The organism is Alcaligenes aquatilis (assembly GCF_003076515.1).
GTDB classification, from domain to species: domain Bacteria; phylum Pseudomonadota; class Gammaproteobacteria; order Burkholderiales; family Burkholderiaceae_B; genus Alcaligenes; species Alcaligenes aquatilis.
The window spans coordinates 656,247-681,577 of sequence record NZ_CP022390.1 but is presented as its reverse complement, the minus strand read 5'-3'; the positions used below and the strand labels follow the sequence as shown (position 1 = coordinate 681,577).

Genomic DNA, 25,331 nt, shown 5'->3' with positions numbered 1-25,331 from the left:
CAGTTCGTTCTTTGGCAATCATAGGCCCGAACACAAAATTTCCGACACTCTCTCAGCTACCCACGCTAAGACCCACGACTCCTAAACCTTTCGCCCAACAACTACGCCCAACAAACATCGGCCCTAGCGCGCATACAGCCTGAATTAACTCGACTGCAGCAAGGAAGTTTTGCTCCAGAGCGGCTTGCCAATGAGAAGTCTCCAACTGAGCAAAAGGCATAGACGGATGCCCGCCCGCATTGGTCACCAGAATGTCGATGTCCGAGCACGCGGCAGCTACGGTTTTTCTGTCGGCCGCCTGAGAAAGATCGGCGGCAATCCATTTGGCTGCGGCACCAATAGAGGCTTCAATCTGTTTGGCGGCTTCTTGCAACTTGTGTTCGCTGCGAGATACCAGGGTGACTTGCACGCCTTCAGCGGCTAGTGCCTGGGCACACGCCAGCCCCAAACCACTCGACGCCCCACAGATTAACGCGCGTCGTCCGGTAATTCCTGAATCCGTTTGTATTCTTCTTAGTGGAGCTTTACAACCGAGTCGTTCACATAGAAGTACCATTACAACTCACTATTTTTTTGGATAGAGCAAGCTCGCCCTATCCACATAGCTGCCTATCAGACATATCAAAACTGGTTTTTTAAAGGTTTACAGTCCCCCCTAGAGTCCGCTCAAAACTCCTAACGACTATTTGCATCGTATGTATCTACCAACAAATAGCTATCTACAAAAAACCATTATCCAATGCCACCGAACGATTCAGTTTTCTATTTATTCGATGTAGAGACACATTTCTTTTTGTTAGTTATTATTCTGTCTGCTTTCGGCCAGAAGCTGACGGTCAGCAAATAAGCCCAAAAGCTGCTGCTCGCGCCCTACAACTGTATGCTTACGGGGGCATTTGTGTGCTGCTGCTTTTCATTCCCCATTTGGTAGGGTAAAAACCCTTGAAAACCTAGGCTAGGAGCCAGTCGCCTCGTGATTCGAGCCGAAATCTTATACGGCAAAATTGCTACCCAAATTTATAGTTAGCCCTTATGAGAACAAAATCACCTCACCGCTCTAGCATCGTCGAAGAAATCCTAGCTGGAAGGGGCGCATTGGCAGAGCTTTTTGTAGCTACCGTATTGCTTGCATTGGGCGTTAACGTTCTCGCCTCAGCAATGGCGGCCATTCTCGGGATTTCAAATGAAGGGCTCCTTTTACTGGGCCTGTCTATGGTGCTCCTCGCATTTGCACTTATCTCTCGAAAGTTTATTGAAAAGCGACGTGTTCAACGCTCGTTTGAGGGATTGTTTGCCTACAGAAAGAACGAAAATATTCTTGTCAAGATCCCTCGCTACGATTTCTCTGAGTCATTAACCAGCTACTTGCAGAGTCTATTTGCTGAGAATGAAGCAATAAAAAAACTCTGGGATAAAGAACCACTCTCCGGAATTATTGAGTATGACAAGGACTCTCAGAAACTGAATTTTAAGAACGTCGCCTCGAAAGCTCTGATTGCGGAAGCCACTGAGTACTATCTTCTCGACATGCTTTCAACCCATCTCAAGGACTTCTTTAACCAACCTCCATTCGACGATGCTCTTCTCGTGGAGTTCGGCAGAGAAGACGTTCCATCCGTTCTTTTCAAGAACAGATTTCTAGATACGTTTTCTAGGCCAATGATAGAACGGCCTGCCTTTGTAGATTCAGCCATGTCAGACAAACCGAATCACGGGAGGATCGTAGTTTCCTATGGCCCAAACAATGTTCGCTTTGAGTCCTTCGACCTGGTTCTGCCTAGCGAAGCAACAGTCACGCGTATATCTGAGCGGCGAATTGAAATAGACACACCGAAATTTTGCTTGCATTTGGAAGTGAGCTTTCCTGGTGTTAATGCAAATCTTCCGAGAGGGTTTGAAAAGCTTTACTTAGAGGAGGAAGATCAGCTCTCATTAAGCGTCTATCAGATAGAAGTACGCATTTCTGTCGAATTCAAAGCTCTTGCATTGCTTACGCGAGCTGGCTGGGAGTACCACATGTGGCTTGACTCCTTCATCGCCTCCTTTGAGCGTAAATTCGCACAAGATTCATTCTTCGAAATGATCGACTGGGATAGAGCCATGACCGTCGCTCGGGTAATGCACAGAGCTTCTACGGTATCGAAAAAATCTGCAAATGTGCCTCAGGACTAACCAATCATTCCACTGGACTTGCGCGAAAAGCCCCGCATACCGGTGAATACAAACGTTGCTAAACGTTAGCTTCTCCATAATGTCGTCAATTACCGCTTAGGGTCGAAAGCAGACACCTATACGTTAATCTGCGTCACTAAGTAAGACTCAGCACAAAAAAAAAGCCAATCAACCCAAAGCTGATTGGCTTTTTCTTCAACCCTGAATCCTACTTACGCAGCAAAATCCTCTTCCCCCAGATAAGCCGCCCTCACCTTCGGGTCATGCAGCAACTGCGCAGCCGGGCCTTCCAGGATAATCTGGCCTGATTCCATCACATAGCCTCGATCCCCAAGTTCTAAAGCCAAGCGCGCATTCTGCTCAATCAGCAAAATCGTCACGCCTTCTTTAGCAATCGTCTGGATCAGTTCAAAAATCCGTTCAACCATGATCGGCGCCAAGCCCATGGACGGCTCATCCAGCAGCAGCAATGAAGGCCGGGATATCATGGCTCGTCCCATGGCCACCATCTGCTGCTCCCCACCGGACAAAGTCCCTGCCGATTGTTTCTTACGCTCGGCCAGACGCGGGAACAAGGTATAGATACGCTCGATATCCTGGCGGACTTCGTGGTGGTCCTTACGGGTATACGCCCCCATGGCCAGGTTTTCTTCGATCGTCAGTTGCGGAAAAATCCCCCGCCCTTCTGGCACCATGACCACCCCACGGCGCACCAGTTGGTGCGATGGCAGGCCGATGATGCTTTCACCTTGATGTTCGATCTGTCCTGCAGCCGCAGGCACCAGGCCTGTGATCGCTCGCAGCGTGGTGCTTTTACCGGCGCCGTTGGCACCAATCAAGCAAACCAGTTCACCCTTGCCCACTCGCAGGTCCAGGCCGCGTACCGCCCGAATGCCGCCATAAGCTACATCCAGACCCCGAATATCCAGCATCAACGGTTCTGTGCTCATGACTTTTCCTCTTCAACGGTAATACCCATGTCTTTGGCGGCACCTGCGCCCAGATAGGCTTCAATCACACGCGGGTTGTGTTGGACTTGGGCGGGTTTGCCTTCGGCTAGTACCTTTCCATACTCCAGCACCAGAACTCGATCACACAGGCCCATCACCAGCTTCATATCGTGTTCGATCAGCAGGACGGTAATGCCGTCACCACGGATTTTTTCAATCAATTGGCGCAGGACGACAGTCTCGGACGGGTTCATGCCGGCAGCGGGTTCGTCCAGTGCCAACAGCATAGGATCCGTTGCCAGTGCACGGGCGATTTCCAGGCGACGTTGGTCGCCATAGGACAGGGAGCGCGCAATCTCGTTGGCGTGCTGGGCAATGCCGACGTAATCCAGCAGCTCGTAGGCGCGGGCCTCGATCTGCTCTTCTTCCTGACGGGTAGCACGATTACGCATCACGGCCCCCAGCACGCCAGCACGGGTGCGGACGTGGCGGCCGATCATGACGTTTTCCAGGGCAGACAGGCTGCCGAACAAGCGGATGTTCTGGAAGGTACGCGCAAAACCGGACTCAGCGATTTGATGGGGTTTGCAGTCGGTCAGGTTGCGACCGGCAAAGGCACAGCGGCCCGACTCGGGGATGTACAAGCCCGTCATCACATTGAACAGCGTGGTTTTACCCGCTCCGTTCGGACCGATCAGACCGTAGATATCGCCCTTGCGAATGCTGAAACTGACGTCGGACAAGGCCTGCAAACCACCGAAGCGTTTGGACAAGCCTTCTGCCTGCAGCAGCACCTCACCGTCTTTTACGTGTTGGTTCATGGTCAGACTCATGCTTGCACCTGCTTCATTTTGCGCTCACGACGACGCACCGCAGAGGGCCACAGGCCTTCAGGGCGATAGATCATGACCAGTACCAGGGCAAAGCCAAACAGCAGCATACGAATGCCGTCCGGATCCAGAATCACATCACCAAACACGCTTTGCTGCAGCGGAACCACAACCGAGCGCAACAGCTCCGGGAATACGGAGAGCAGCAAGGCCCCCACGATCACACCAGGGATATGGCCCATGCCGCCCAGCACCACCATGCACAGCACGGAGATCGATTCGGTCAGGCTGAAACTCTCTGGGCTGACGAAGCCTTGCATGGAGGCAAACAAGCCCCCTGCCACGCCACCAAACGTTGCACCCATCGCAAACGCCAGCAGTTTGACGTTACGGGTATTGATCCCCATGGCCTTGGCCGCGATTTCGTCTTCACGAATGGCTTCCCAGGCACGGCCAATACGGGAGTGCTGCAAGCGTACGCAGATAAACACAATCAACAGCGTGATCAGCAGGAGCAGGTAATAGTATTTCTCTGGCCCGGTAATCCGTATGCCAAACAGGGTTTCCGCCTTGCCGAAAATGAAGTCGCCAATCTTGAAGGTATCGACCCGGTTGATCCCTTGCGGGCCGTTGGTGATATTGACGGGCGCATCCAGGTTATTCATGAAGATACGGATAATTTCTCCGAATCCCAGCGTCACAATGGCCAGATAGTCGCCTCGCAAGCGCAGCACCGGAAAGCCCAGCAGCACACCGAATACGGCCGCCAAGGCGATCCCGGCTGGCAGCACCATCCAGAACGGCAAGTGCAGACCAAAATGTGGTGAGGCCAACATGGCCCAGACATAGGCCCCAACGGCATAGAAGGCGATATAGCCCAGATCCAGCAAACCCGCAAAGCCCACCACAATGTTCAGGCCCAGGGCCAGCATCACATACAGCAGGGCAAAGTTCAGCGTGCGGACCCAGCTTTGACCGGCCATCCCCAAAACAAACGGCAGAATGGCCAGCACCACACCGATAAGAAGCGCACCGACCCAGACTTTAGCGGGTGTTGCGGGACGCTGTTTGGAGCCAGCGCCACTTAGGGTTTGATTCAGACTCATGCGCGATCTCCCACACGTTCACCCAATAAGCCCGAGGGACGGAAAATCAGCACCAGGATCAGCACGATAAAAGAGAACACATCCTGATAGTTACTGCCAAAGACCCCATTGGTCAGGTCACCGATATAGCCAGCGCCCAAAGCTTCGATCAGGCCCAGCAGCAAGCCCCCCAGCATGGCGCCGCCCAAATTGCCAATGCCACCCAAAACAGCGGCTGTAAAGGCTTTCAGGCCCAGCATGAAGCCCATGGTGTATTGGGCAACACCGTAGTAGGTCACGATCATGACGCCTGCGACAGCCGCCAAGGCCGAGCCAATCACAAAGGCTGCGGAGATCACCGTATTGATGTTCACCCCCATCAAACCGGCCACTTCCCGGTTCTGGGCGGTGGCACGCATGGCCGTGCCCAGACGGGTACGGTGCACCAGCACCATCAGGCCGGACATGATCGCAGCGGCACCAACAATAATCAGAATTTGCAGCAAGCTGATGCGCGCTTCGCCCAGTTGGAACACCATCGGCTCAATAATGTGCGGGAAGCTCAAATAATTGCGCCCCCAGATCATCATGGCCAGATTCTGCACAATAAAGGACACACCGATAGCCGTGATCAATGCCGCCAGACGGGGAGCACGACGCAAGGGACGATAGGCATAACGCTCTGCCGTCCAGCCTATGCCCATGCAGACCGGAATCGCGGCCAGAAGAGCCAGTCCCACCATCAGCCAGGCGGACAGCCCTGCCGGGTCCGCGCCGACCAACGACAACACCACTGTCGTAGCCAGCATCGCCCCAACCATGACGACATCACCGTGCGCAAAATTAATCAGGCCAATAATTCCATACACCATGGTGTAGCCCAGCGCCACCAGGGCGTAGACACTGCCCACGGTCAGGCCATTTATTAGTTGTTGTATCAGGATTTCCATAGATTGGGACTCGTGGTCATTGCTCCCTGCCCTGGCGCATGGCGATAGAACAGGGAGCGTGGGCCTGCCAAACACAGGCCACGGTAAAGATGAGCCCCATAGGGCTCAAACTGCAGGATCAAACGCGCTTAGTTAGCCTGACTGACCATGGTTTTTACCATCGTCCACTTACCATCTTTCACTTCATAGATGGTGACGGCAATTTCTTTCAAGTCGCCGTTCTGGTCGTAGGCAATGTTGTTGCTGGTAGCGCCGTTGCGTTTCAAGGCGGCCAGCTTGGGCAGATAGTCTTCTGCTTTGGAGGAACCCGCTTCTTTCATGGCGGTGATCATGTTCCAGGCACCGTCATACGCGTAAGGCGCGTAAACACCAGGATCAGCCTTGAAGCGGGCCTGGTAGTCCTTGGCGAACTTCTCACCAGCGGCCATGGTGGACAGCGGCACACCGGCCAGGGACGCGTAGGTGCCGTCAGCCGCATTGCCAGCCAAGCGCAGGAAGGTGTCGCTGCGGGTCATTTCGCCCGAAACCAGCGGTGCCTGAATGTCCAGAGTCTGCATCTGGCGCTTCATGGGGCCGGACTGCGCATCCAGACCGCCAAAGAAGATGGCATCGGGCTGTTTGGATTTGATGTTGGTCAGAATAGAGGTGAAGTCGTTGGCTTTGTCCGTGGTGTATTCACGGGCGACGATCTGGCCACCGGCTTTTTCTACCGCACGGGCCACCTGATCTGTCAGACCTTGACCGTAGGCGGTCCGGTCATCGATCAACGCCACTTTCTTGGCCGCCAGATCCTTGACGATGAACTGACCCACAGCGGCACCTTGCTGGGTGTCGCTGGTCATCATGCGGAAGGTGTTGTCGTAACCTTGCTGGGTGTACTCAGGCGAGGTTGCCATGGCAATCTGGGGGATACCCGCGTCATTGTAGACACGCGAGGCGGGAATGGTGGTGCCCGAGTTGAAATGGCCCAATACACCATCCACCTCATCGTCCACAATTTGCTGAGCCACCTGAACGGCGGTACGCGGGTCAGCCTGATCATCCTTGGCGACCAGCTCAAAGCGGGCGGTTGCACCGTCAATCTCAATCTTTTGGGCGTTGGCCTCTTCCAGCGCCAGCACCAGACCGTTGCGCATATCTTCACCGTAGTGAGCTTGCGGGCCGGTCAGGGGAGCCGCAAAACCCAGCTTGATAACTTTGTCAGCGGCCAAGGCGGGGCTAGCCGCCAATGCACCGAAAACCGCTGTCGAAACCAAGGCCAATTTAAAGGTCGTGATGGACTGCATATTGTTCTCCTTCGTTTTTAATATAGCCGCGCTACAAGCCGGCCCTTGCCGTGAGAATAGACGCCGGGCCGCCGCTCCAGGTGAAATGTGCGACCAAACGTGTGCATAGAAATGAGTGCCCGCCAAGATCAACCAACCATCATCAAACTGGCATTGCCTCCAGCTGCCGCTGTATTGGTACTAACTGAGACTTCACGCAGCAAACGCTCGATCACGTACGCTGCGCCCTCCTCCAATTCCTGTGTCAACAGCCCCTGAACCCCAACAATGGGACCAGGGCGTTCAGCCACCTGGCCCAGCACGTGCCGGAGTTCATCGCTGTCGCCTTCAAATAAAACAGCATCATAATCTGCCTCACCCAAATCGGACATGGTGATTTGCTCGGCAGGGGCATCGTGCCAATTGCCCAGACCCAAACGGTCCAGCAAGATGGCCTGGTTGCCGCTTTGTGCGCAGGCCTCACGCTGAGCGCGCCAGCCAGGTACGCTAACGGGCATGCACAGAACGCGCCCCCGTGGGTACAGCCGATACATATTGGATTCACCTGTCGGGCCGGGCAAGACCACGCCCTGTTCCTGCCAAGCTTGCAAGGGCAGATTCTGCGGACAACGGCTAAGCAGTCGGCGCAGGTACAAGGGGCCGCCCGCTTTGGGCCCCGTACCCGACAAGCCTTCACCACCAAAAGGCTGTACACCTACCACCGCGCCTACCATATTGCGGTTCACATAAACGTTACCGGCGTGAATGCGCGAAACGACACGATCCACGGTTTCGTCCAAACGAGTGTGAACGCCAAAGGTCAGGCCGTAACCACGTTCGTTGATCTGATTGATCAGGCTGTCCAGTTCGCTGCGCTTGAAGCGCATCACATGCAGTACGGGGCCAAAAATTTCACGTTCCAGATCCTTGACCTGTTCGATCTCAATAATGGTCGGCAAGACAAACGTCCCTGTCTGGATACGGTTTTGCTCGCTTTGGGTAATGCGGAAACCCGCCTCGCGCATGGCGCTGATGTGCTCTTCAATACCGGAGCGGGCTTCTTCATCAATCACCGGGCCTACATCGGTACTGAGCAGATCGGGATTGCCCACACTCAGCTCCTGCATGGCACCGTTGAGCATGCTCAGCACGCGTTCGGCCACATCCTCCTGAATACACAGCAAACGCAAAGCGGAACAACGCTGACCGGCCGAGTCAAAGGCCGAGTTCAAGACATCAAACACCACCTGCTCAGGCAAGGCCGAGCTGTCAACCACCATGGCGTTCAAGCCACCGGTTTCAGCAATCAGCGGCACGGCCTGACCGTCTGCCGTCAGGCGTGTGGCCAATTGACGGTTCAAGCCCTGGGCCACGGCGGTCGAGCCGGTAAACATGACGGCATTGACCTGCTCACTGGCAGCCAAAGGGGCTCCTACGGAAGGGCCATCACCAGGCAGAAGCTGCAAGGCACCGGGAGCAATCCCGGCTTTGTGCAACAACTCGACCGCGGCCGCCGCAATCAGGCAGGTTTGCTCAGCGGGCTTGGCCAGCACGACGTTGCCTGCCGCCAAAGCCGCCGAGACTTGACCCAGAAAAATAGCCAGGGGAAAGTTCCAGGGGCTGATGCACAGCACCACGCCAACAGGACGATATTCGTCATTATCAAAGTCGCGCAAGACTTGTCCCGCGTAGTAGCGCAGGAAGTCCACGGCTTCTCGCACTTCAGCAATCGCATTCGCATAGGACTTGCCGGCTTCACGTACCAGCAGGCCCATCAGATCTTGCATATGATCTTCCAGCAGTTGGGCGGCTTGCTGCAAGGCGGCGGCACGCTCTTGTACCGGCGTGGCCTGCCAGATAGGCGCATAGTGGCTAGCGGCTTCCAAGGCCTGCTCCACATCCTGCGCCGTAGCAAACATGACCTGCCCCACCACATCCTGATGATTGGCTGGATTGCGCACCATCGTTGCCTTGGACTCATCCCAGACCGGATTGCCCTGCCCCAGGATGGGCTGAGCCTGACGTGGCAAGGCGGCGGTTTGCATCAAGGTCGCGGCCAAGGAACCCAGGCGATGCTCATTGCTTAAATCCAGACCGGCCGAGTTCAAGCGCTGCTCGGCATCCCAATACAACTGTCGCGGTAGAGGAATCTTGTCATGTGGGCGACCCAAGGGTTGCAGGCTCAAGGCCTGGGCGACGGGATCGGCAATCAGTTGCTCCATGTTCACATCGGCATCACCAATCTGATTCACGAAGGAGGTATTGGCACCGTTTTCCAGCAAGCGACGCACCAGGTAAGCCAGCAAGGTTTCATGCGAACCCACAGGTGCGTAGATACGGCAAGGACGATTCAACTTGCCGTCCTTGGTCGGGCCGACCACTTCGTCGTACAAGTCCTCACCCATGCCGTGCAGGCACTGGAATTCATACTGGCCGGTGTAGTAGTTCTGACCGGCCATCACGTAAATGGCGGCCAGAGTTTGGGCATTGTGTGTCGCAAACTGCGGATACACGGCTTCGGGGGCCTGCAGGAGTTTGCGAACGCAAGCCAGGTAAGACACGTCTGTATGCACCTTGCGAGTGTAGACGGGGTAGTCTTCCAGGCCATCAACCTGGGCACGTTTGATTTCCGAATCCCAGTACGCGCCTTTCACCAAGCGGAGCATCAAGCGGTGCCCGCTACGGCGGGCCAGGTCAATCAAGTAATCGATGACAAAGGGTGCGCGTTTTTGATACGCCTGCACCACAAAACCAATGCCGTTCCAACCTGCCAAAGACGGGTCAAAACACAGCTTGTCCAGCAAGTCCAAGGACACTTCCAGACGGTCCGCTTCTTCTGCATCAATATTCAGGCCCACATCGTAGTGGTGAGCCAGTTGCGCCAAGGACAGCAGGCGCGGGAAGAGCTCATGCATAACACGATCGCGCTGGGCACGGCTGTAGCGCGGGTGCAGAGCAGACAGTTTGACGGAAATGCCGGGGCCTTCGTAAATACCGCGGCCCTGGCTGGCACGACCAATCGCGTGAATGGCCTGCTCATAAGCCTGGTAGTAGCGCTGGGCATCTTCCGCTGTCGTGGCGGCCTCACCCAACATGTCGTAGGAGTAACGGAAGCCCTGCTCTTCAAATTTGCGGCTATTAGCCAGTGCCGAAGCAATGGTCTGCCCGGTGACGAACTGCTCGCCCATCATGCGCATGGCAACGTCCACGCCTTTACGAATCAGGGGTTCGCCACCCTTACCAATCATGCGGGTTAAGGCAGAGGATAAATTCTTTTCGCTGTTTACGCTGACCAAACGACCTGTCAGCATCAACCCCCAGGTCGCGGCGTTCACAAACAGCGAGGGAGACTCGCCCATATGCGCGCGCCAATCACCGTGACTGATCTTGTCGCGAATCAAGGCATCACGCGTGGCGCGATCAGGGATGCGCAGCAAGGCTTCGGCCAGACACATCAAGGCCACACCTTCCTGGCTGGACAGGGAAAACTCCTGAATCAAACCCTCGACCCCACCACCACGGCGCTTGGCGCGCAGGGCTTTGACCAAACGAGCGGCCAGTTCCTGGGCACGCGCGCTTTGGGACGCACGTGCGGCGCTCAGCAGCAAAGGCAGGCAATCAGTTTCGGGACGGCGATAGGCGGCCGTAATGGCAGCACGCAACACGCTTTGCGGTTGCACATCTTGGGCAAAGCCATAAAACGGGATCGACGGCATCAACACACCGTCCTCAAGCGCCTCGGCATCGCCCCCACTACGCAGAGCCAACTCGCTGGGCAACACACCACGCTCTATCCCTTCGATATAGGACAGCAAAGCCTGCTTGTGCAGCCAATGTGGGGTGCACTGCAACTGATCAGCCGCACGCCGCAAACGTTCGCGCAGCTCTATATCGACTTTGATCCCTAAGGTTGTGCTCGCCATGCTTCTTATCCCGGTTACGCTTTTTTGACTGCGATATGCCGAAATAATACTGACGGTTAACCCAATTTCGTATTCAGGTTAACCCGTGCAAGAAAAAGTTAACCCTAGCATTTAACTCACGCAGATCATGGCCTTGCCCAACATCGCAGGAACAGATTTGCCTTGCATTTGAGCTGCCAGCGCATCGGCCCAGCGCTGCTGCAATTGACGATGTGCCTGCACCAGTTCTGGAACAGTAGACGCCGGCTCGGAGTCCAGCCAGCGGCACTGTTGGGTTTTCCCCTCAAAACCAATTGGCGTCAAGGTCCAGCTCAATTCCAGGGTGGCGCGTTCGCCATAGACAGACTCAAAGCGCTGCACCAACACATCAATCTGCCAGTGAGGTGTTTTCGCAGCGGTACTGGCCAACTGAGGAACGCTCAGGCGATCCTGCAAACCGGACACCAAAGCCAGGGACATTTCATCGGGCAAAGGCGATGCCCACTGGCTATCGTTCAGCAAATTAACCTGTCCACCGGCCGCCTGCGTCAGCACAAAGGCTCGGCGATCCAACTGGGCGGGCATATCCATACGCCGCAACTGAAAGCCCTTCCATGCTTGTGTGGATGGGGCTGCAGCCGCCGGAGCGGCATGGGCGGTTTGCAAGGTGTAGTAAGTAGGCGTGGTCGAGGCGCAAGCCGTCAGCAAACCGGCAAACGCCACGGAAATCAGAAAACGGGACATCATGGCGCAGGCTCCGGCAGTACGTCAGGAGAACGACCTCGCAATATTGCCGAGGGCTGGCTTTGCAAGGTATCACTTAAATCACGCAGGGATCGCAAGGAGCGTTTCAGCTCGTTCAAGGTTTGATCCACCGAGGTATTGAAGGAAGAGTCCGAGTCCAGCATGGCGCCCAGTTTCTGAACTGCTGCATCCATGGATTTGAGAGCCCCATTCAATTGCGGCACCGTCGTCTTGTCCAGTTGCTTGAGCACCTGGCTCAACTCCGTCAGCCCGCTTTGCAGATTCTTGCCAATCTGATCGAACGGAATCGCTGAAATCTTCGTGACAATGTCGCTGACCTGCTCTTGCAAGCGATCAAAATCACCGGCGATCACGGGCACCACCAAGGGTTTGGCCGTCTCATCGAACTCGACCTCATCGGCCTTATCGAAAAACTCCAGGGCAATGTACTGCTGACCGGTAATCAGGCTGGCAGGACGCAACTGGCCCCGCAACCCACGTTCAACCATCGGTTTAAACAAAGCACTTATCGGGTCTTTTTCGTCTGGTCGAGTTTCTACAATCCGCTCGTACAGGTGACCGAAGCGTTGCGGATAAATACGCGCTTTTACTAAAGCGAAAAAGCGTTTGCGCTCAAAGTCGAACTCCAGATCCACGTCGTAGACCTGGCCCAGTTCCAGGCCCCGGAATTCAACCTTGGAACCCGGCCTCAAACCGCGTACAGACTGATGGAAATGAAAGCGCAGCTCCACCGCCGGGCCGTCCGGCTCGGCCATGGCACGATCTTGTGTAGGGAAGAGCTCGTATTGGGTATCTGCTGCTGCTACTTCCGTAGGCTCGCCTTCCATCTGATCAAAAGCCAGACCGCCTGCCAAAGCAGAAACCAAGGAGTGCGTACGGACATTGAAACCCGTGGAATCCAGAGACATATTTACACCACTGACGTTCCAAAAGCGCGAACCCTGGGTCACGAATTTATCATTGGGTGCATCCACAAACACCTGTACACGCACCCCATCACCTTCTTCGTTCAGCTCGTAGCTGCTGACCTGCCCAACCTGAATACCTTTGTAGTACAGGGGGGAGCCCAGATCCAGCGAACCCAGTTCCGATGCGGTCAGCACATAGCGTTTGCCGGCACGGCCACTAATCACTTCGGGTGGGCTTTCCAGACCCACAAAGTTCATTTTCTGCGCCTTTTTGTCCACTTCAAAAGGCGCGTCTACACCGATATACACACCCGAGAGCAAGGTCCCCAATCCCGACACACCACTTAAGCCCAAACGTGGACGCACCACCCAAAAGCGCGTGTCTTTTTGTGTGATGAATTCAGAGCCATCGCGCTCTAACTGTGCGGTCACCAAGACTCCCTTACGGTCCGGGGCCACCTGAATGTCGGAAATCGTGCCCACATCCACTTCGCGGTAACGTAGCTTGGTCTGGTCTACCGCCAAGCCTTCGGCCGAGTCGAAGCTGATCGTGATACGCGGCCCGGTCAACATCCAGTTTCGCAGTACCAACGACGCCCCCACCAAAGCAGCGGCGATAGGCAAAATCCAGATCCAGGAGAATCGGGATCGCTGCGCGGGAATCAGTCTTGGCTGCGCGGGCTCGGTTTGACCGTCAGGCTGATTAGTTGTGGGATCGTGCACCTTGTTTCCTTCAGGAAGTCGCCTGTGATGCAGGCGAAGACAGCTTGGTTTGCGGTTCTATTGTTTGTTCTTCGTCGGTGTCCTGGTCCCAGCCCTGACGCGGGTCGTAGCTAAGTGCGGCCAGCATGGTCAAGACCACGACCATGCCAAAGCTCAAGGCCCCTGCCCCAGGAATAATTTGTGACAGTCCGGGGAAGTTGGCCAGCGCTGCCATCAGGACCACCACGAATACGTCCAGCATGGACCATTGCCCAATCAGCTCGACCATATCGTAAATACGGTTACGTTGACGCTGTACACCATTGCCCCGCCAACGACGCCCCACCAGCAGAACCACCAAAGCCAGGAGCTTGGTAATGGGGACGACAATACTGGCGATAAACACGATCAAGGCCAGGTCCCAGGAGCCCAGTTGCCAAAGCTGAATCACCCCACCCAAAATCGTATGGGCACTCGTACCCATAATGCTGCGCAGCTCCATCACCGGCAAGACATTGGCGGGAATATAAAAGACACAGGCCGTCAGCACCAGGGCGGCAACCCGCCTGCGGCTATTGGGTTTGCGTTTGTGGACAGGGGCTGCACAGCGATGACAGCGTGTATTCTGGCTGGCTTGAACAAAGCCGCAATAGGTGCAGGCGCTCCAGTCCGGATGCGCGTTCAAGACCTGGCGCGTGGCAACTGGAACCAGCTCACGATCCTCCGCCCAGCGCCAAAGACGAGCTGCGGTAATACGGCTCAGGCCCGTCAACAGGAACGTCAGCGCAAAAAATGCGTACAACCCTGGTGCCACAGTCAAATGCCCAATTCCGGCAAACTTCACAATCGCCACAATCAAGCCCAGGAACAGTACGGCCGTCATGGACCAATGCTCCAGATGACTCAGAACACGCAGACCGATGCCAAAATCGCCCGGCAAGGGCTTTTCACGGGCAATCAAACCCAAGGCCCAGAACTGGAAGATCAGTTGGAACAGCGGCAGCCAGAAACCGACCAAACCCGCCATCACGGACAGGCCCCAGTACCCCTGCTGCCAGATCAGCAACAAGGCTTTGGGAAACGTGGGCGATACTGTTTTACCCGCCATGCTTAGATAGACAACGGGAAACAGATTGGCAATCAGGAAAAGGATGAAAACCGCCAGAACCAGCGCTTGCCATTCACGTGGCGAAAAGCGGCTGTGGCGGTAAAGTTCGGTATCGCAACGTACACAACGCGCGAGCCCCGCTCCTGGAACGGGGACTCGCTCGTGTACGGTGTCACAGTGCGTACAGACGATTAAGGGGCGCGATGCCCTCACGGCTTAGTCGACTAATTCCGGCTCGGGACGCGAGGAGGTCTTGCTGCCGGGTTCGTCGGGTCCCGAAGAAGGATATTCCAGTACCACCTCGCCATTCTCGTCCAGATCAACCTCGACCTGACCACCATCGACCAGGCGGCCAAACAGCAGCTCGTCAGCCAGAGCACGGCGAATGGTGTCCTGGATAAGTCTGTGCATGGGGCGGGCACCCATGGCGGGATCGAAACCCTTGGCCGCCAGATGCTCGCGCAAGGCGTCCGAGAAGGACACTTCGACGCGCTTCTCGTGCAACTGGTTTTCCAGCTGCATCAGGAACTTGTCCACCACGCGCAGGATAATGTCGCGCGACAAAGGCTTGAAGCCAATAATCGCATCCAGACGGTTGCGGAACTCTGGCGAGAAGTGACGCTTGATGTCCTGCATTTCATCACCCGAGCGCTGCGGCTGGGTAAAGCCAATGCTGGTTTTGTTCAGCGCTTCGGCACCCGCGTTGGTGGTCATGATCAGGATGACGTTACGGAAATCTGCCTTGCGGCCATTGTTATCCGTCAGCGTGCCATGATCCATCACTTGCAGCAGGATGTTGTAGACGTCCGGGTGCGCTTTCTCGATCTCGTCCAACAACAGTACGCAGTGCGGCTGTTTGGTAACCGCTTCGGTCAGCAAACCGCCCTGGTCAAAGCCCACATAGCCGGGAGGCGCACCGATCAGGCGCGACACGGTGTGACGCTCCATGTACTCGGACATATCAAAGCGCAGTAGCTCTACCCCCAGCACGAAGGCCAACTGACGCGCCACTTCGGTTTTACCCACGCCGGTCGGGCCGGAGAATAGGAAGGAACCGATGGGTTTGTCGGGTAGACCCAAGCCGGAGCGCGCCATCTTGATGGCCGCTGCCAGGGCGTCAATCGCCACATCCTGACCAAACACCACCGATTTCAGATCGCGTGCCAAGGTTGCCAACTTATTGCGATCGTCGCTGGAAACGGTCTGGGGAGGAATGCGGGCAATACGCGATACCGTCGCCTGGATGTCCGCCTTGCCGATAACCTTTTTCTGCTTGGAGCGTGGCAGCAGACGCTGCGCCGCACCGGCCTCGTCGATTACATCGATAGCCTTATCAGGCAAAAAGCGATCGTTAATGTAACGGGCAGACAACTCCGCCGCCGCGGTCAGGGCAGCCGCCGAATAACGCACCCCGTGGTGCTCTTCAAAACTGGACTTCAAACCACGCAAAATCTGGATGGTCTGTTCCACCGTGGGCTCGGCCACATCAATTTTCTGGAAACGACGCGACAAGGCGTGGTCTTTCTCGAAAATCCCTCGGTATTCCGAGTACGTGGTTGCTCCAAGACATTTGAGCTGACCGGAGGACAGCGCAGGTTTGAGCAGATTGGACGCATCCAGCGTACCGCCCGAAGCCGAACCGGCTCCGATCAGGGTGTGGATCTCGTCGATAAACAAAATGGACTGCGCTGTTTCCTTGAGCTGCTTGAGCACCGCTTTCAAGCGTTGCTCGAAGTCGCCCCGATACTTGGTACCGGCCAGCAAGGCCCCCATGTCCAGCGCATAAACACGCGCTTCGCTAAGAATGTCCGGCACATCACCACGCTGAATGCGTAGGGCCAGGCCTTCAGCAATCGCGGTTTTACCCACGCCAGCCTCACCCACCAGCAAGGGATTGTTCTTGCGGCGACGGCACAGAACTTGGATGACGCGCTCCACTTCCTTTTCACGGCCAATCAAGGGGTCAATACGACCCAGGCTGGCTTCAGTGTTCAGGTCCGTGGCATACAGATCCAGTGGCGACTTCTGGGCGTCCGAGCGGGTATCCGCTTCCGCCGCCGCAGCGGCCTTGGGAGGCTCGGGAGCGGCGGGCTCCGGATTGGCCTTGGTGATGCCGTGCGAGAGAAAATTGACGACATCCAGGCGCGAGACACCTTGTTGCTGCAGGTAATACACCGCATGAGAGTCTTTTTCCCCGTACATCGCCACCAGCACATTCGCGCCGGAAACCACGTTTTTACCGGAGTTGCTGGACGATACGTGCATGATGGCACGTTGTATCACTCGCTGAAATCCCAGCGTGGGTTGGGTGTCAACCTCGCCTTCACCAGGGAAAGTGGGCGTATTTTCGCTAATGAATTTACGCAGATTCTGGCGCAGTGCATCAATATCGGCAGCACATGCTTTCAACACTTCCAGCGTGGAGGCGTTATCGAGCAGGGACAACAGCAGATGCTCTACCGTGATGAATTCATGGCGCGCGGCACGAGCCTCGACAAAGGCCATGTGTAGACTGACTTCAAGTTCTTCGGAGATCATGCTTCCTCCTACACGGCAAGAGTAAAACTAGGGGTTAAAGCTATTCTATGACTAATTTGCCTGATCTGAACAATACGGTAAACCACTAAATGGTCAAGCATCAGGCACCGGCTCCATCACACACTGCAAAGGATGCTGTCGCGACTGCGCCAGTTGTCGCACAATTTCCACCTTGGTGGCCGCGATATCGCGCGGATACACACCACAGACAGCCCGACCCTCGTAATGTACTTTAAGCATAAGCTGTTCGGCCTGCTCCGGGGTCTTGGCAAATACCCGCTCCAGTATATTCACCACAAATTCCATGGGCGTGTAGTCATCATTGAGCAAGATGACCTGATACATGGGTGGTGGGGCAAGCCGCGCGGATTGGCGCTCTACCGTTGTGGCGCCTTGCTTATCGATCTCAATGGCCATAATACAGAACTAGGTGCTTTCCATAGGTTGACTGGGGGGAACAAAATTCAGCATCATCCGACTGATCGTGTCAACTTCACAATAAAAAGTGGGGTGCCGCGATCACAGGCCCAGGGAGGGGCCGAAAAAAGTATCAACCATACACTAAGTTGAGAGGCAGCAAGCATGTCGGAAACTACCACCACCGCAGGCACTGGAGACAATCAAAAACTATCCGGGACCGTTAAGTGGTTCAATGATGCCAAAGGCTTTGGGTTTATTACACCCGATAACGGCGGCGAAGATCTCTTCGCTCATTTTTCATCCATTCAGATGAACGGGTTCAAGACTTTGAAAGAAGGCCAGAAAGTTCTGTATGAAGTTGCCCAAGGCCCTAAAGGCAAGCAGGCACTTAATATTACTTCGCCTTAAGATCTCTTGCGCTCTCGATTCTAACAAAAGCAGGTTCGCAACACACATGCAGTATCGCACGACGACTACGGGGCCTGCGCGCCCTGTTTTTTTTGCCTGTCTTCTGGCCGCGTTTTGTATCAGCGCCCCGGCCCAGGCCAAAGAGACTCTTCCCACCCTGACCCTGAGCCTGGGTTCCAAACAAATTCAGGCTGAAGTGGCCGATCGCGACGAGACTCGTGCTCAAGGTTTGATGCATCGAGAAAGCCTGGCCCCCAATCACGGCATGTTATTTGTATTCGAGCAAACCGGAATGCCTTGCTTCTGGATGAAGAATACGCCCTTGCCGCTGGATATTGCCTTTATTACCGATGAAGGCACGATTACCAATATCGAAGCCATGCAACCCTTTGATCTTCAATCCCACTGCCCGGTGCGACCTGTGCGCTACGCCTTGGAAATGGAACAAGGCTGGTTCAAGCAAGCAGATAAAAAGGCCGGTGAGAAAATCACCGGCCTGCCTGCTCTGAAACCGTAGTTAGACGCGCTCAAGAATCAAAGCCACGCCCTGTCCGACGCCAATACACATGGTGCACAGGGCGTAGCGACCGCCTGTGCGGTGCAATTGGTTGATGGCTGCAATTGCCAGACGCGCACCACTGGCACCCAAAGGATGACCCAGAGCAATTGCGCCCCCGTTCGGGTTCACACGCGGATCGTTATCAGCCAGACCCAACATACGAGTTACCGCCAAGCCTTGAGCGGCAAAGGCTTCGTTCAGCTCGATCACATCCATTTGATCCAGTGTCAGGCCGGCCAAGGCCAGGACTTTCTGGCTGGCCGGTGCTGGCCCAATACCCATGATACGAGGCTCGACACCCGCAAAGGCCATGGCCACCACACGAGCGCGTGGAGTCAGACCCTGAGCTTGAACCGTTGCCTTGTCGGCGACCAGCAGCGCGCAAGCGCCGTCGTTCACACCCGAGGCATTACCGGCCGTCACGGTGCCATCGGCACGCACGACAGGCTTCAGACGAGTCAGGGACTCCAGAGTCGTGGCACGCGGATGCTCGTCCTTGTCCACCACAATGGGATCGCCCTTGCGCTGGGCAATGATCACGGGGGTGATTTCTTCAGCCAGAATGCCCGCTTCTTGAGCCGCAGCAGCACGCAGTTGGCTGTTCAGGGCAAAGACGTCCTGGTCTGCACGGGACACATTGAACTGCTGGGCGACGTTTTCAGCCGTTTCAGGCATGGAATCCACACCGTACTGCTCTTTCATGGCCTTGTTGATGAAACGCCAGCCAATCGTGGTGTCATAAATGTTGGCGCTACGGGAGAACGCCGATTCAGCCTTGCCCATCACGAAGGGAGCGCGGCTCATGCTTTCTACACCACCAGCCAGGATGAAGGAGGCATCGCCAGCGCGAATCGCGCGAGCAGCCGAACCAATCGCGTCCAAGCCGGAGCCGCACAACCGGTTCAAAGTCACACCAGGTACGTCCACGGGCAGACCGGCTAGCAGCGCGGACATGCGTGCCACGTTACGGTTGTCCTCACCCGCCTGGTTGGCGCAACCGTACATTACATCGTCCAACTTGGACCAATCGACTTGCGGATTGCGCTTGATCAGCGCGGCGATAGGCACTGCACCCAAGTCATCCGCCCTCACAGCGGACAGCGAACCGCCATAACGTCCGAAAGGCGTACGAATTGCGTCACAAATAAAGGCGTCCTGACTCATGAAAATCACCCTGATAACTTGAATAAAATCACGCGAGAGCGCTATAGAGAGCGCTCGAAATCTACTGTTTTGATAGTAGCGCTTGAGAGCTGGCAGGATTTTTATCATTACGGAGGCCGTCCGCTGCGCGGTCAATTTCTCAGACCCCCAATAGCCAGCTCGAAAGAAAATACGGATAGACGAAATCCACCGTTTGCCGTCCAACTATCCGGCAGCTCTCTCGAACCTCAGCCTCACCCCCCTCTCATCGTCCCAGTGTAAACCCCATGACGCGTAGCCCCATGGCATACTTTCACCGTTGGCATTCTCTACAGGCTCATCATCATGCAAGGTAATCCCGAAGTCCTCGACTATCTGAATCAATTGCTGCGCGGCGAACTCGCCGCGCGTGACCAGTACTTTATTCATTCCCGCTTTTATGAGCATCTGGGTTTCACGCAGCTTTACGAGCGCATGAACCACGAAATGGAGGAAGAAACCCAGCACGCTGACGCCCTGATCCGTCGCATCCTGATGCTCGACGGTATTCCCGACATGCGCCCCAATGCGTTTGAGCCCGGCAAAGACGTAGTCGGCATGTTGCGCAAGGACCTGGAGCTGGAATATGAGGTTCGCGCTGCTTTGCAAAAGGGCATTGAACTGGCCGAATCCGCCAGCGACTTTGTCACCCGCGACATTATTCTGGCCCAGTTGCGCGATACGGAAGAAGACCATACCTACTGGTTGGAAAAACAATTAGGTCTGATCGAGAAAGTGGGTCTGGAAGATTACCAGCAATCCCAGATGTAACGCTTTCGACAACAAGGTATGGCGGCCTCTGCCCTATGCCTTGTTTTCATTGAAGCCATAAAAAAAACCGCCAGCATGCGCATGGCGGTTTTTTCTTGCCGGGCAGCACTCCAATGAGCGCTACCCACGACCTGAGCGATTAACCCAGGTTTTTGGCGGCAAAATCCCAGTTCACCAGGTTCCAGAAAATTTCCAGGTACTTGGGACGGGCATTGCGGTAGTCGATGTAGTAGGCGTGTTCCCACACATCACAGGTGATCAGGGCAACGTCATCGGAAGTCAGGGTCGTGCCAGCGTTGCTGGTGTTGACGATATCCAGGGAACCGTCGGCCTTTTTGACCAACCAGGTCCAGCCCGAACCAAAGTTGCCAACAGCAGACTTGGTGAAGGCTTCTTTGAAGGCATCAAAGCTGCCCCATTTGGCATTGATGGCATCGGCCAGTTTGCCGGTAGGAGCGCCGCCACCGTTAGGGGACAGGCTGTTCCAGTAGAAAGTGTGGTTCCAAACCTGAGCAGCGTTATTGAACACGCCACCGGAGGATTTCTTGACCACATCTTCCAGGGAAGCATTTTCAAATTCGGTGCCAGCAACCAGGTTGTTCAGGTTGGTGACGTAAGCCTGATGGTGCTTACCGTAGTGAAACTCCAAAGTCTCTTTGGAGATGTGTGGCTCAAGGGCGTTGAGTTCGTATGGAAGAGCTGGAAGAGTGAATGCCATTTCAATTCCTTCTAAAAAAAAACCGGGTTTGGTATCCAACAAGGACGACGCAGCCTAAAGCAGATCGTGCGTGCGCACCACATCCACCGTCACATGACCGCGACTCAACTCGACATCGAGTCGTTCACCAATCTTTAAGTCTAACGCATTTTTTACAACTTTCCCCTCGCTATCCCTGACTATGGCATATCCACGATTGATGATAAGGCGCGGGGACAGGGCTTGCAGTGTTTGCTGAGCCGCAGCCAGGCGTTGACGGCGCAAAACCAGCGCATGGTCCAGACCTTTTTCCAGCCGCTGGAAAAGCATATTCAGATTTTGCTGTCTTGACGTCAACTGCGGAATGTTGCGCTCCAAACGTGCCTGCAATGTGGCCAAGCGCAAAGCGGCAGCATCGGGCACGCTGCGGGCCACGCGTTGCAGTCTTTGGGTCAGATGATCCAGGCCTTGCTGCTGCTGGGCCAGGCGTTGATGTGGGGAAACCAGTTTGGCCACCGCTCGATCCAGACGCAAAGAGGCCCGGTCCACATGGCGCTGCACGCCGTGGCTCAAAGCCCCTATACGTGCAAAGACCTGCTCCAGCAATTGATCACGTCCCAGGCAAGCCAGTTCGGCTGCTGCCGTGGGTGTAGGTGCACGCAAGTCGGCCACGAAATCGGCAATGGTGAAATCCGTCTCATGTCCCACCCCACTAATAATAGGAATAGGACTGGAGGCGATCAGGCGCGCCAGCCCCTCATCGTTAAACGCCCAGAGATCTTCCAGGCTGCCGCCCCCGCGTACCAGCAAGAGCGTATCAACCTCGGCTCGCTCAATCGCGGTTTCCAGCGCTTGTCGCAATCGCGGTGGCGCTTCAGCACCCTGGACCGGGGCGGGGTAAACAATAATGCGCACATGCGGAGCGCGACGCTCCATCGCCGTCAGCACATCTCGCAAGGCCGCAGCAGCCAAGGAGGTGATGATGCCTATGCTACGCGGCAAGGTGGCAATGGGGCGTTTGCGTTCCGGCTCGAACAGTCCTTCGCTTTGCAACTGACTTTTCAGTCGCAAAAATGCTTCATGCAAATCCCCCAGGCCCGCGCGGCGCATGCCCTCAACCTGAACTTGAAAATCCCCACGCGCCTCGTACAAGGTCACCGAGCAGCGAAACTCGAAGCGCTCGCCTGCACGCGGCACAAAGCCCACGGTTTGGGCGCGCCCCCGGAACATCACGGCACGCACCGCCGCCTTGTCGTCCTTGATGGAAAAGTACCAATGCCCGGAAGCGGCCTGGGTAAAGTTGGATACTTCGCCGCTGACCCAAACTACCGGCATGTGCTCGTCCAGCAATTGGCTGACACGGCGGTTCAACTGCGCCACGGTCCATACTGCGGGTGCTCTAGATTCTTGATAATGCATCATATTCTTTGTTTTTGACTCGCCACTAGCTAGTTTTCCACCGCTCCGTATCCACAACTGTCATGCTTTTGTCAAATAGACGCCAAGACAATGGTTTCCGCCCAATACCTGATAGTTCACATCACATAAATTCATTAAGTAATTGAAATTACACGACATTTAAGAAAACACAAAAATGGTCGAAAATTAGCCAGAGAACCTCTAAACCACCACCCGAGCCACTATGGGATGTTTTATGCACAGAATTATCCACAGTTTTTGTGGATAGTTTTAGCACTACACTTATTACTTCAAATACATCAGGGGTTTGGCGTCATTTTGCGTGGAAAAGACGTTAAAGTGTACCGCGCCAGCGCCGGAACATTCCCGCAATGCAGACAGGGGCTCTACAATAAGTGCTGATTTATTTCCTGACCGGATAATCGACTCGTGCTTACTTTGATCCATGCCGCTGGCTGGCCTGTCTGGTTTCTGCTGGCCTGCTCCATTCTTGCCCTGGGTTTGATCCTGGAGCGCCTTCTGGCCCTGCGCAGTAAACGGATCTTACCGGCTGGACTGGCACGCCAGATCAGCGAACTGACAAGCCAGAACCGTGTTCAGGATGACTCGCTGCCTCGCCTGTACGACAACTCCCCCTTGGGTCGAGTGTTAGCCACTGTACTGAAGAACCGCCACCTGTCCCCCGCCTTGCGTGAGGCTGCTGTGGAAGCAGAAGGCAAAGACATCAGCTACCAATTGAACAAATATATTCCGGCACTGGGCACCATTGCCGTGATCGCCCCCTTGCTGGGCCTGTTCGGTACAGTCATTGGCATGATCGACATTTTTGCCGCCTACGACCCCGCTGGGGGTGACCCCAGCCTGATTGCCCGTGGCATTTCCGTTGCCCTTTACAACACCGCCCTGGGGATTCTGATTGCCGTCCCGGCCATGATCTTTCACCGTTACTTTCGCAGCCGTGCCGACTATCTGCTGCACTGCCTGGAAACAGAAGCCGGTGCCCTGGATCGTCTGCTGGCTCAGAGGGCTGCCTGATGCGCTTTCGCCGAGCCCAAGACCCAGACACGCTGGAACTGAACCTGGTGCCCTTGATTGATGTCTTGCTGGTCGTGCTGATTTTTCTGGCTGCCAGTAGCACCTTCGTGCGCTATCGCCAGCTGGATGTGTCCTTGCCCCAGGCTCAGGCCCAAGCTGCCCAAGCGGCTGAACTGTTATTGGCCATCAGCCAGGATGGGCGCTATGCCTTGAACGGCATGTGGCTGGACGCCAGTAGCGCCTCCCCCCTTAGTCAAGCCTTGTCGACTGAGAAAACCGACGAGAACAGTAGCCTGCTGATTCTGGCCGATGCCCAGGCCCCTCACTTTGCCGTCGTTCAGGCTATGGAGGCCGCCCGTCAGGTAGGCATCCACCGCGTTCACTTTGCGACCCAGGCCCCATGAGTGTGCGTGTCCGCCTGACTGATTGGCTTCACCAACAGTGGCAGAAAAAAGGCTGGTTCAGTCTCTTGATGCGCCCTCTTTCAACGCTGGCTGCGCTTTTCGTACAGCGCAAACAACGACGCTACGAGCAAGATCCCAGCGCGTCCTACCGCAGCCCGGTGCCGGTCATTGTGGTGGGAAATATTATTGTGGGTGGCGCAGGCAAGACCCCCATCGTCCTGGCGCTGACCGAGCAATTGCGCGCGTTGGGATGGACTCCCGGCATTATCAGCCGTGGGTATGGCGTAAAAATCGGCCCCAGCCCTCACGTAGGTCAAGGTCAGTTAGCTGCTGAACAGTTTGGCGACGAACCCGCACTCATTGCCGCCCAAACCCAGGCCCCCATTGCCGTCCACCCCCGCCGTGCGCTGGCTGCCCAGGCTTTGCTCACTAACTTTCCAGCAATCGACCTGATTATTTCAGATGACGGCCTTCAACACCTGGCCCTGCAACGCGATATGGAAGTCGTAGTTCAAGATGCGCGTGGCGTGGGCAACGGCTTGCTGCTGCCAGCCGGCCCATTGCGTGAAGGCCCCGAACGCCTGCGCAGCGTGGACTGGCTGATCAGTCAAGTGGTGGCCGATCAAACGGCTCCATCCACCCCTCAACCCGCCGAACCTGGCCGCACCCTGACCATGAACCTGCGCCCGCATCAGCTGGAGCACTTGAGCTCGGGCCGCCGCCTGAACTGGTCAGACTGGCAGCAGGAATACGGTCAACAAGAACTGCAAGCTCTGGCCGCCATTGGCCAGCCCGACCGTTTTTTTTCGATGCTGCGCACTTGTGGTCTGCATCTGAACCAGACTTTCCCCCTGCCCGACCATGCTGCCTTGCAAGCCCAGGACTTTCAGGCCCTGCATGATGGGTTGGTACTCATTACCCGTAAAGACGCCGTAAAATGCCAGCACCTTAACGACCCACGTCTGTGGGTTGTGGATGTCCAGCCCATGTTTTCACGTCCGGACTGGATTGCTGAACTGGATGGCCTGTTGCGCAAGCGGCGCTTAACCTCCCCCTCTTTACCCGGAGTTCAATAATGGAAACTCGCCTACTCGACGTACTGGTCTGCCCCCTGTGCAAGGGCCCTCTGCGCCACGACCGCGAACAAGAAGAACTGGTCTGCAAGGCCGACAAACTGGCCTTCCCTATTGTGGACGGCATCCCCACCATGCTGGTCAACGAAGCGCGCCAACTGAACGCGCAGGACCCCGCCAGCAACTGA

At 55.7% G+C, this 25,331-nt stretch carries 23 protein-coding genes; 8 read left to right on the top strand and 15 right to left on the bottom strand.

The features are described 5' to 3' along the window. Positions 1-52 precede the first annotated feature (52 nt). Positions 53-448, bottom strand: a complete 396-nt coding sequence (locus CA948_RS03220; RefSeq protein ID WP_234354401.1) for an SDR family NAD(P)-dependent oxidoreductase — start codon at positions 446-448, stop codon at positions 53-55. 584 nt (positions 449-1,032) lie between these two features. Between CA948_RS03220 and CA948_RS03215 the strand changes: the two genes are divergently transcribed. Beyond that, complete coding sequence (locus CA948_RS03215; RefSeq protein ID WP_159063911.1) at positions 1,033-2,172, top strand: hypothetical protein; 1,140 nt, start codon at positions 1,033-1,035, stop codon at positions 2,170-2,172. Between the two features lie 212 nt (positions 2,173-2,384). On the opposite strand, the gene CA948_RS03210 is transcribed toward CA948_RS03215, so the two are convergent. The 11 genes from CA948_RS03210 to clpS all read right to left on the bottom strand — a co-directional run bounded on the left by CA948_RS03210 (position 2,385) and on the right by clpS (position 17,592). Further along, positions 2,385-3,122, bottom strand: a complete 738-nt coding sequence (locus CA948_RS03210; protein WP_108727311.1) for an ABC transporter ATP-binding protein — start codon at positions 3,120-3,122, stop codon at positions 2,385-2,387. After that, positions 3,119-3,955 (bottom strand): ABC transporter ATP-binding protein, encoded by an 837-nt coding sequence (locus CA948_RS03205; protein ID WP_162496890.1) that lies wholly within the window; start codon positions 3,953-3,955, stop codon positions 3,119-3,121. Before CA948_RS03205 ends, CA948_RS03210 begins: the two co-directional genes overlap by 4 nt. Continuing rightward, positions 3,952-5,058 (bottom strand): ABC transporter permease subunit, encoded by a 1,107-nt coding sequence (locus CA948_RS03200; protein ID WP_376912741.1) that lies wholly within the window; start codon positions 5,056-5,058, stop codon positions 3,952-3,954. The genes CA948_RS03205 and CA948_RS03200 overlap by 4 nt, the downstream gene beginning before the upstream one ends. After that, positions 5,055-5,987 carry a branched-chain amino acid ABC transporter permease gene (locus CA948_RS03195; RefSeq protein WP_094196387.1) on the bottom strand — a complete coding sequence of 311 codons (933 nt, stop codon included), beginning with the start codon at positions 5,985-5,987 and terminating at the stop codon, positions 5,055-5,057. Before CA948_RS03195 ends, CA948_RS03200 begins: the two co-directional genes overlap by 4 nt. Positions 5,988-6,115: 128 nt before the next feature. Further along, positions 6,116-7,273 (bottom strand): branched-chain amino acid ABC transporter substrate-binding protein, encoded by a 1,158-nt coding sequence (locus CA948_RS03190; RefSeq protein ID WP_094196386.1) that lies wholly within the window; start codon positions 7,271-7,273, stop codon positions 6,116-6,118. A 128-nt stretch (positions 7,274-7,401) separates the two neighbouring features. After that, entirely contained in the window at positions 7,402-11,175 is a 3,774-nt protein-coding gene (putA, locus tag CA948_RS03185) for a trifunctional transcriptional regulator/proline dehydrogenase/L-glutamate gamma-semialdehyde dehydrogenase (protein ID WP_108727310.1), read from the bottom strand. A gap of 111 nt (positions 11,176-11,286) precedes the next feature. Beyond that, positions 11,287-11,901 (bottom strand): PqiC family protein, encoded by a 615-nt coding sequence (locus CA948_RS03180; protein ID WP_108727309.1) that lies wholly within the window; start codon positions 11,899-11,901, stop codon positions 11,287-11,289. After that, positions 11,898-13,550: a PqiB family protein gene (locus CA948_RS03175; protein ID WP_108727308.1), complete on the bottom strand. Its 1,653-nt coding sequence runs from the start codon at positions 13,548-13,550 to the stop codon at positions 11,898-11,900. The genes CA948_RS03180 and CA948_RS03175 overlap by 4 nt, the downstream gene beginning before the upstream one ends. 10 nt (positions 13,551-13,560) lie before the next feature. Further along, positions 13,561-14,850, bottom strand: coding sequence for a paraquat-inducible protein A (locus CA948_RS03170; RefSeq protein WP_238988642.1), 1,290 nt, complete (start codon positions 14,848-14,850; stop codon positions 13,561-13,563). Between the two features lie 3 nt (positions 14,851-14,853). Beyond that, positions 14,854-17,175 carry an ATP-dependent Clp protease ATP-binding subunit ClpA gene (gene clpA / locus CA948_RS03165; RefSeq protein ID WP_094196382.1) on the bottom strand — a complete coding sequence of 774 codons (2,322 nt, stop codon included), beginning with the start codon at positions 17,173-17,175 and terminating at the stop codon, positions 14,854-14,856. A gap of 93 nt (positions 17,176-17,268) precedes the next feature. Then, positions 17,269-17,592 (bottom strand): ATP-dependent Clp protease adapter ClpS, encoded by a 324-nt coding sequence (clpS, locus tag CA948_RS03160; protein WP_026482895.1) that lies wholly within the window; start codon positions 17,590-17,592, stop codon positions 17,269-17,271. A gap of 165 nt (positions 17,593-17,757) precedes the next feature. On the opposite strand from clpS, the gene CA948_RS03155 reads away from it, so the two are divergent. Beyond that, a complete protein-coding gene (locus CA948_RS03155) occupies positions 17,758-18,003 on the top strand; it encodes a cold-shock protein (protein WP_003801483.1) in 246 nt (81 codons plus the stop codon). Between the two features lie 46 nt (positions 18,004-18,049). Beyond that, positions 18,050-18,520 carry a DUF192 domain-containing protein gene (locus CA948_RS03150; protein WP_094196381.1) on the top strand — a complete coding sequence of 157 codons (471 nt, stop codon included), beginning with the start codon at positions 18,050-18,052 and terminating at the stop codon, positions 18,518-18,520. Here CA948_RS03150 and pcaF read toward each other — a convergent pair whose 3' ends face one another. Further along, positions 18,521-19,726: a 3-oxoadipyl-CoA thiolase gene (gene pcaF / locus CA948_RS03145; protein WP_094196380.1), complete on the bottom strand. Its 1,206-nt coding sequence runs from the start codon at positions 19,724-19,726 to the stop codon at positions 18,521-18,523. A gap of 324 nt (positions 19,727-20,050) precedes the next feature. On the opposite strand from pcaF, the gene bfr reads away from it, so the two are divergent. After that, positions 20,051-20,515: a bacterioferritin gene (bfr, locus tag CA948_RS03140; RefSeq protein WP_108727307.1), complete on the top strand. Its 465-nt coding sequence runs from the start codon at positions 20,051-20,053 to the stop codon at positions 20,513-20,515. Between the two features lie 139 nt (positions 20,516-20,654). Here the strand turns inward: bfr and sodB are convergent, their stop codons facing one another. Both sodB and xseA read right to left on the bottom strand, forming a co-directional pair. After that, positions 20,655-21,233 carry a superoxide dismutase [Fe] gene (gene sodB / locus CA948_RS03135; RefSeq protein ID WP_094196379.1) on the bottom strand — a complete coding sequence of 193 codons (579 nt, stop codon included), beginning with the start codon at positions 21,231-21,233 and terminating at the stop codon, positions 20,655-20,657. Positions 21,234-21,287: 54 nt separating this feature from the next. Beyond that, positions 21,288-22,634 carry an exodeoxyribonuclease VII large subunit gene (xseA, locus tag CA948_RS03130; RefSeq protein WP_108727306.1) on the bottom strand — a complete coding sequence of 449 codons (1,347 nt, stop codon included), beginning with the start codon at positions 22,632-22,634 and terminating at the stop codon, positions 21,288-21,290. A 426-nt stretch (positions 22,635-23,060) separates the two neighbouring features. Between xseA and CA948_RS03125 the strand changes: the two genes are divergently transcribed. The 4 genes from CA948_RS03125 to CA948_RS03110 are packed head-to-tail and all read left to right on the top strand — an operon-like array spanning position 23,061 to position 25,331. Beyond that, positions 23,061-23,666, top strand: coding sequence for a MotA/TolQ/ExbB proton channel family protein (locus tag CA948_RS03125; protein ID WP_094196377.1), 606 nt, complete (start codon positions 23,061-23,063; stop codon positions 23,664-23,666). Next, positions 23,666-24,070 (top strand): ExbD/TolR family protein, encoded by a 405-nt coding sequence (locus tag CA948_RS03120; protein ID WP_094196376.1) that lies wholly within the window; start codon positions 23,666-23,668, stop codon positions 24,068-24,070. The genes CA948_RS03125 and CA948_RS03120 overlap by 1 nt, the downstream gene beginning before the upstream one ends. Continuing rightward, positions 24,067-25,146, top strand: a complete 1,080-nt coding sequence (gene lpxK / locus CA948_RS03115) for a tetraacyldisaccharide 4'-kinase (protein WP_108727305.1) — start codon at positions 24,067-24,069, stop codon at positions 25,144-25,146. Before CA948_RS03120 ends, lpxK begins: the two co-directional genes overlap by 4 nt. Next, positions 25,146-25,331: a Trm112 family protein gene (locus CA948_RS03110; RefSeq protein WP_094196374.1), complete on the top strand. Its 186-nt coding sequence runs from the start codon at positions 25,146-25,148 to the stop codon at positions 25,329-25,331. The genes lpxK and CA948_RS03110 overlap by 1 nt, the downstream gene beginning before the upstream one ends.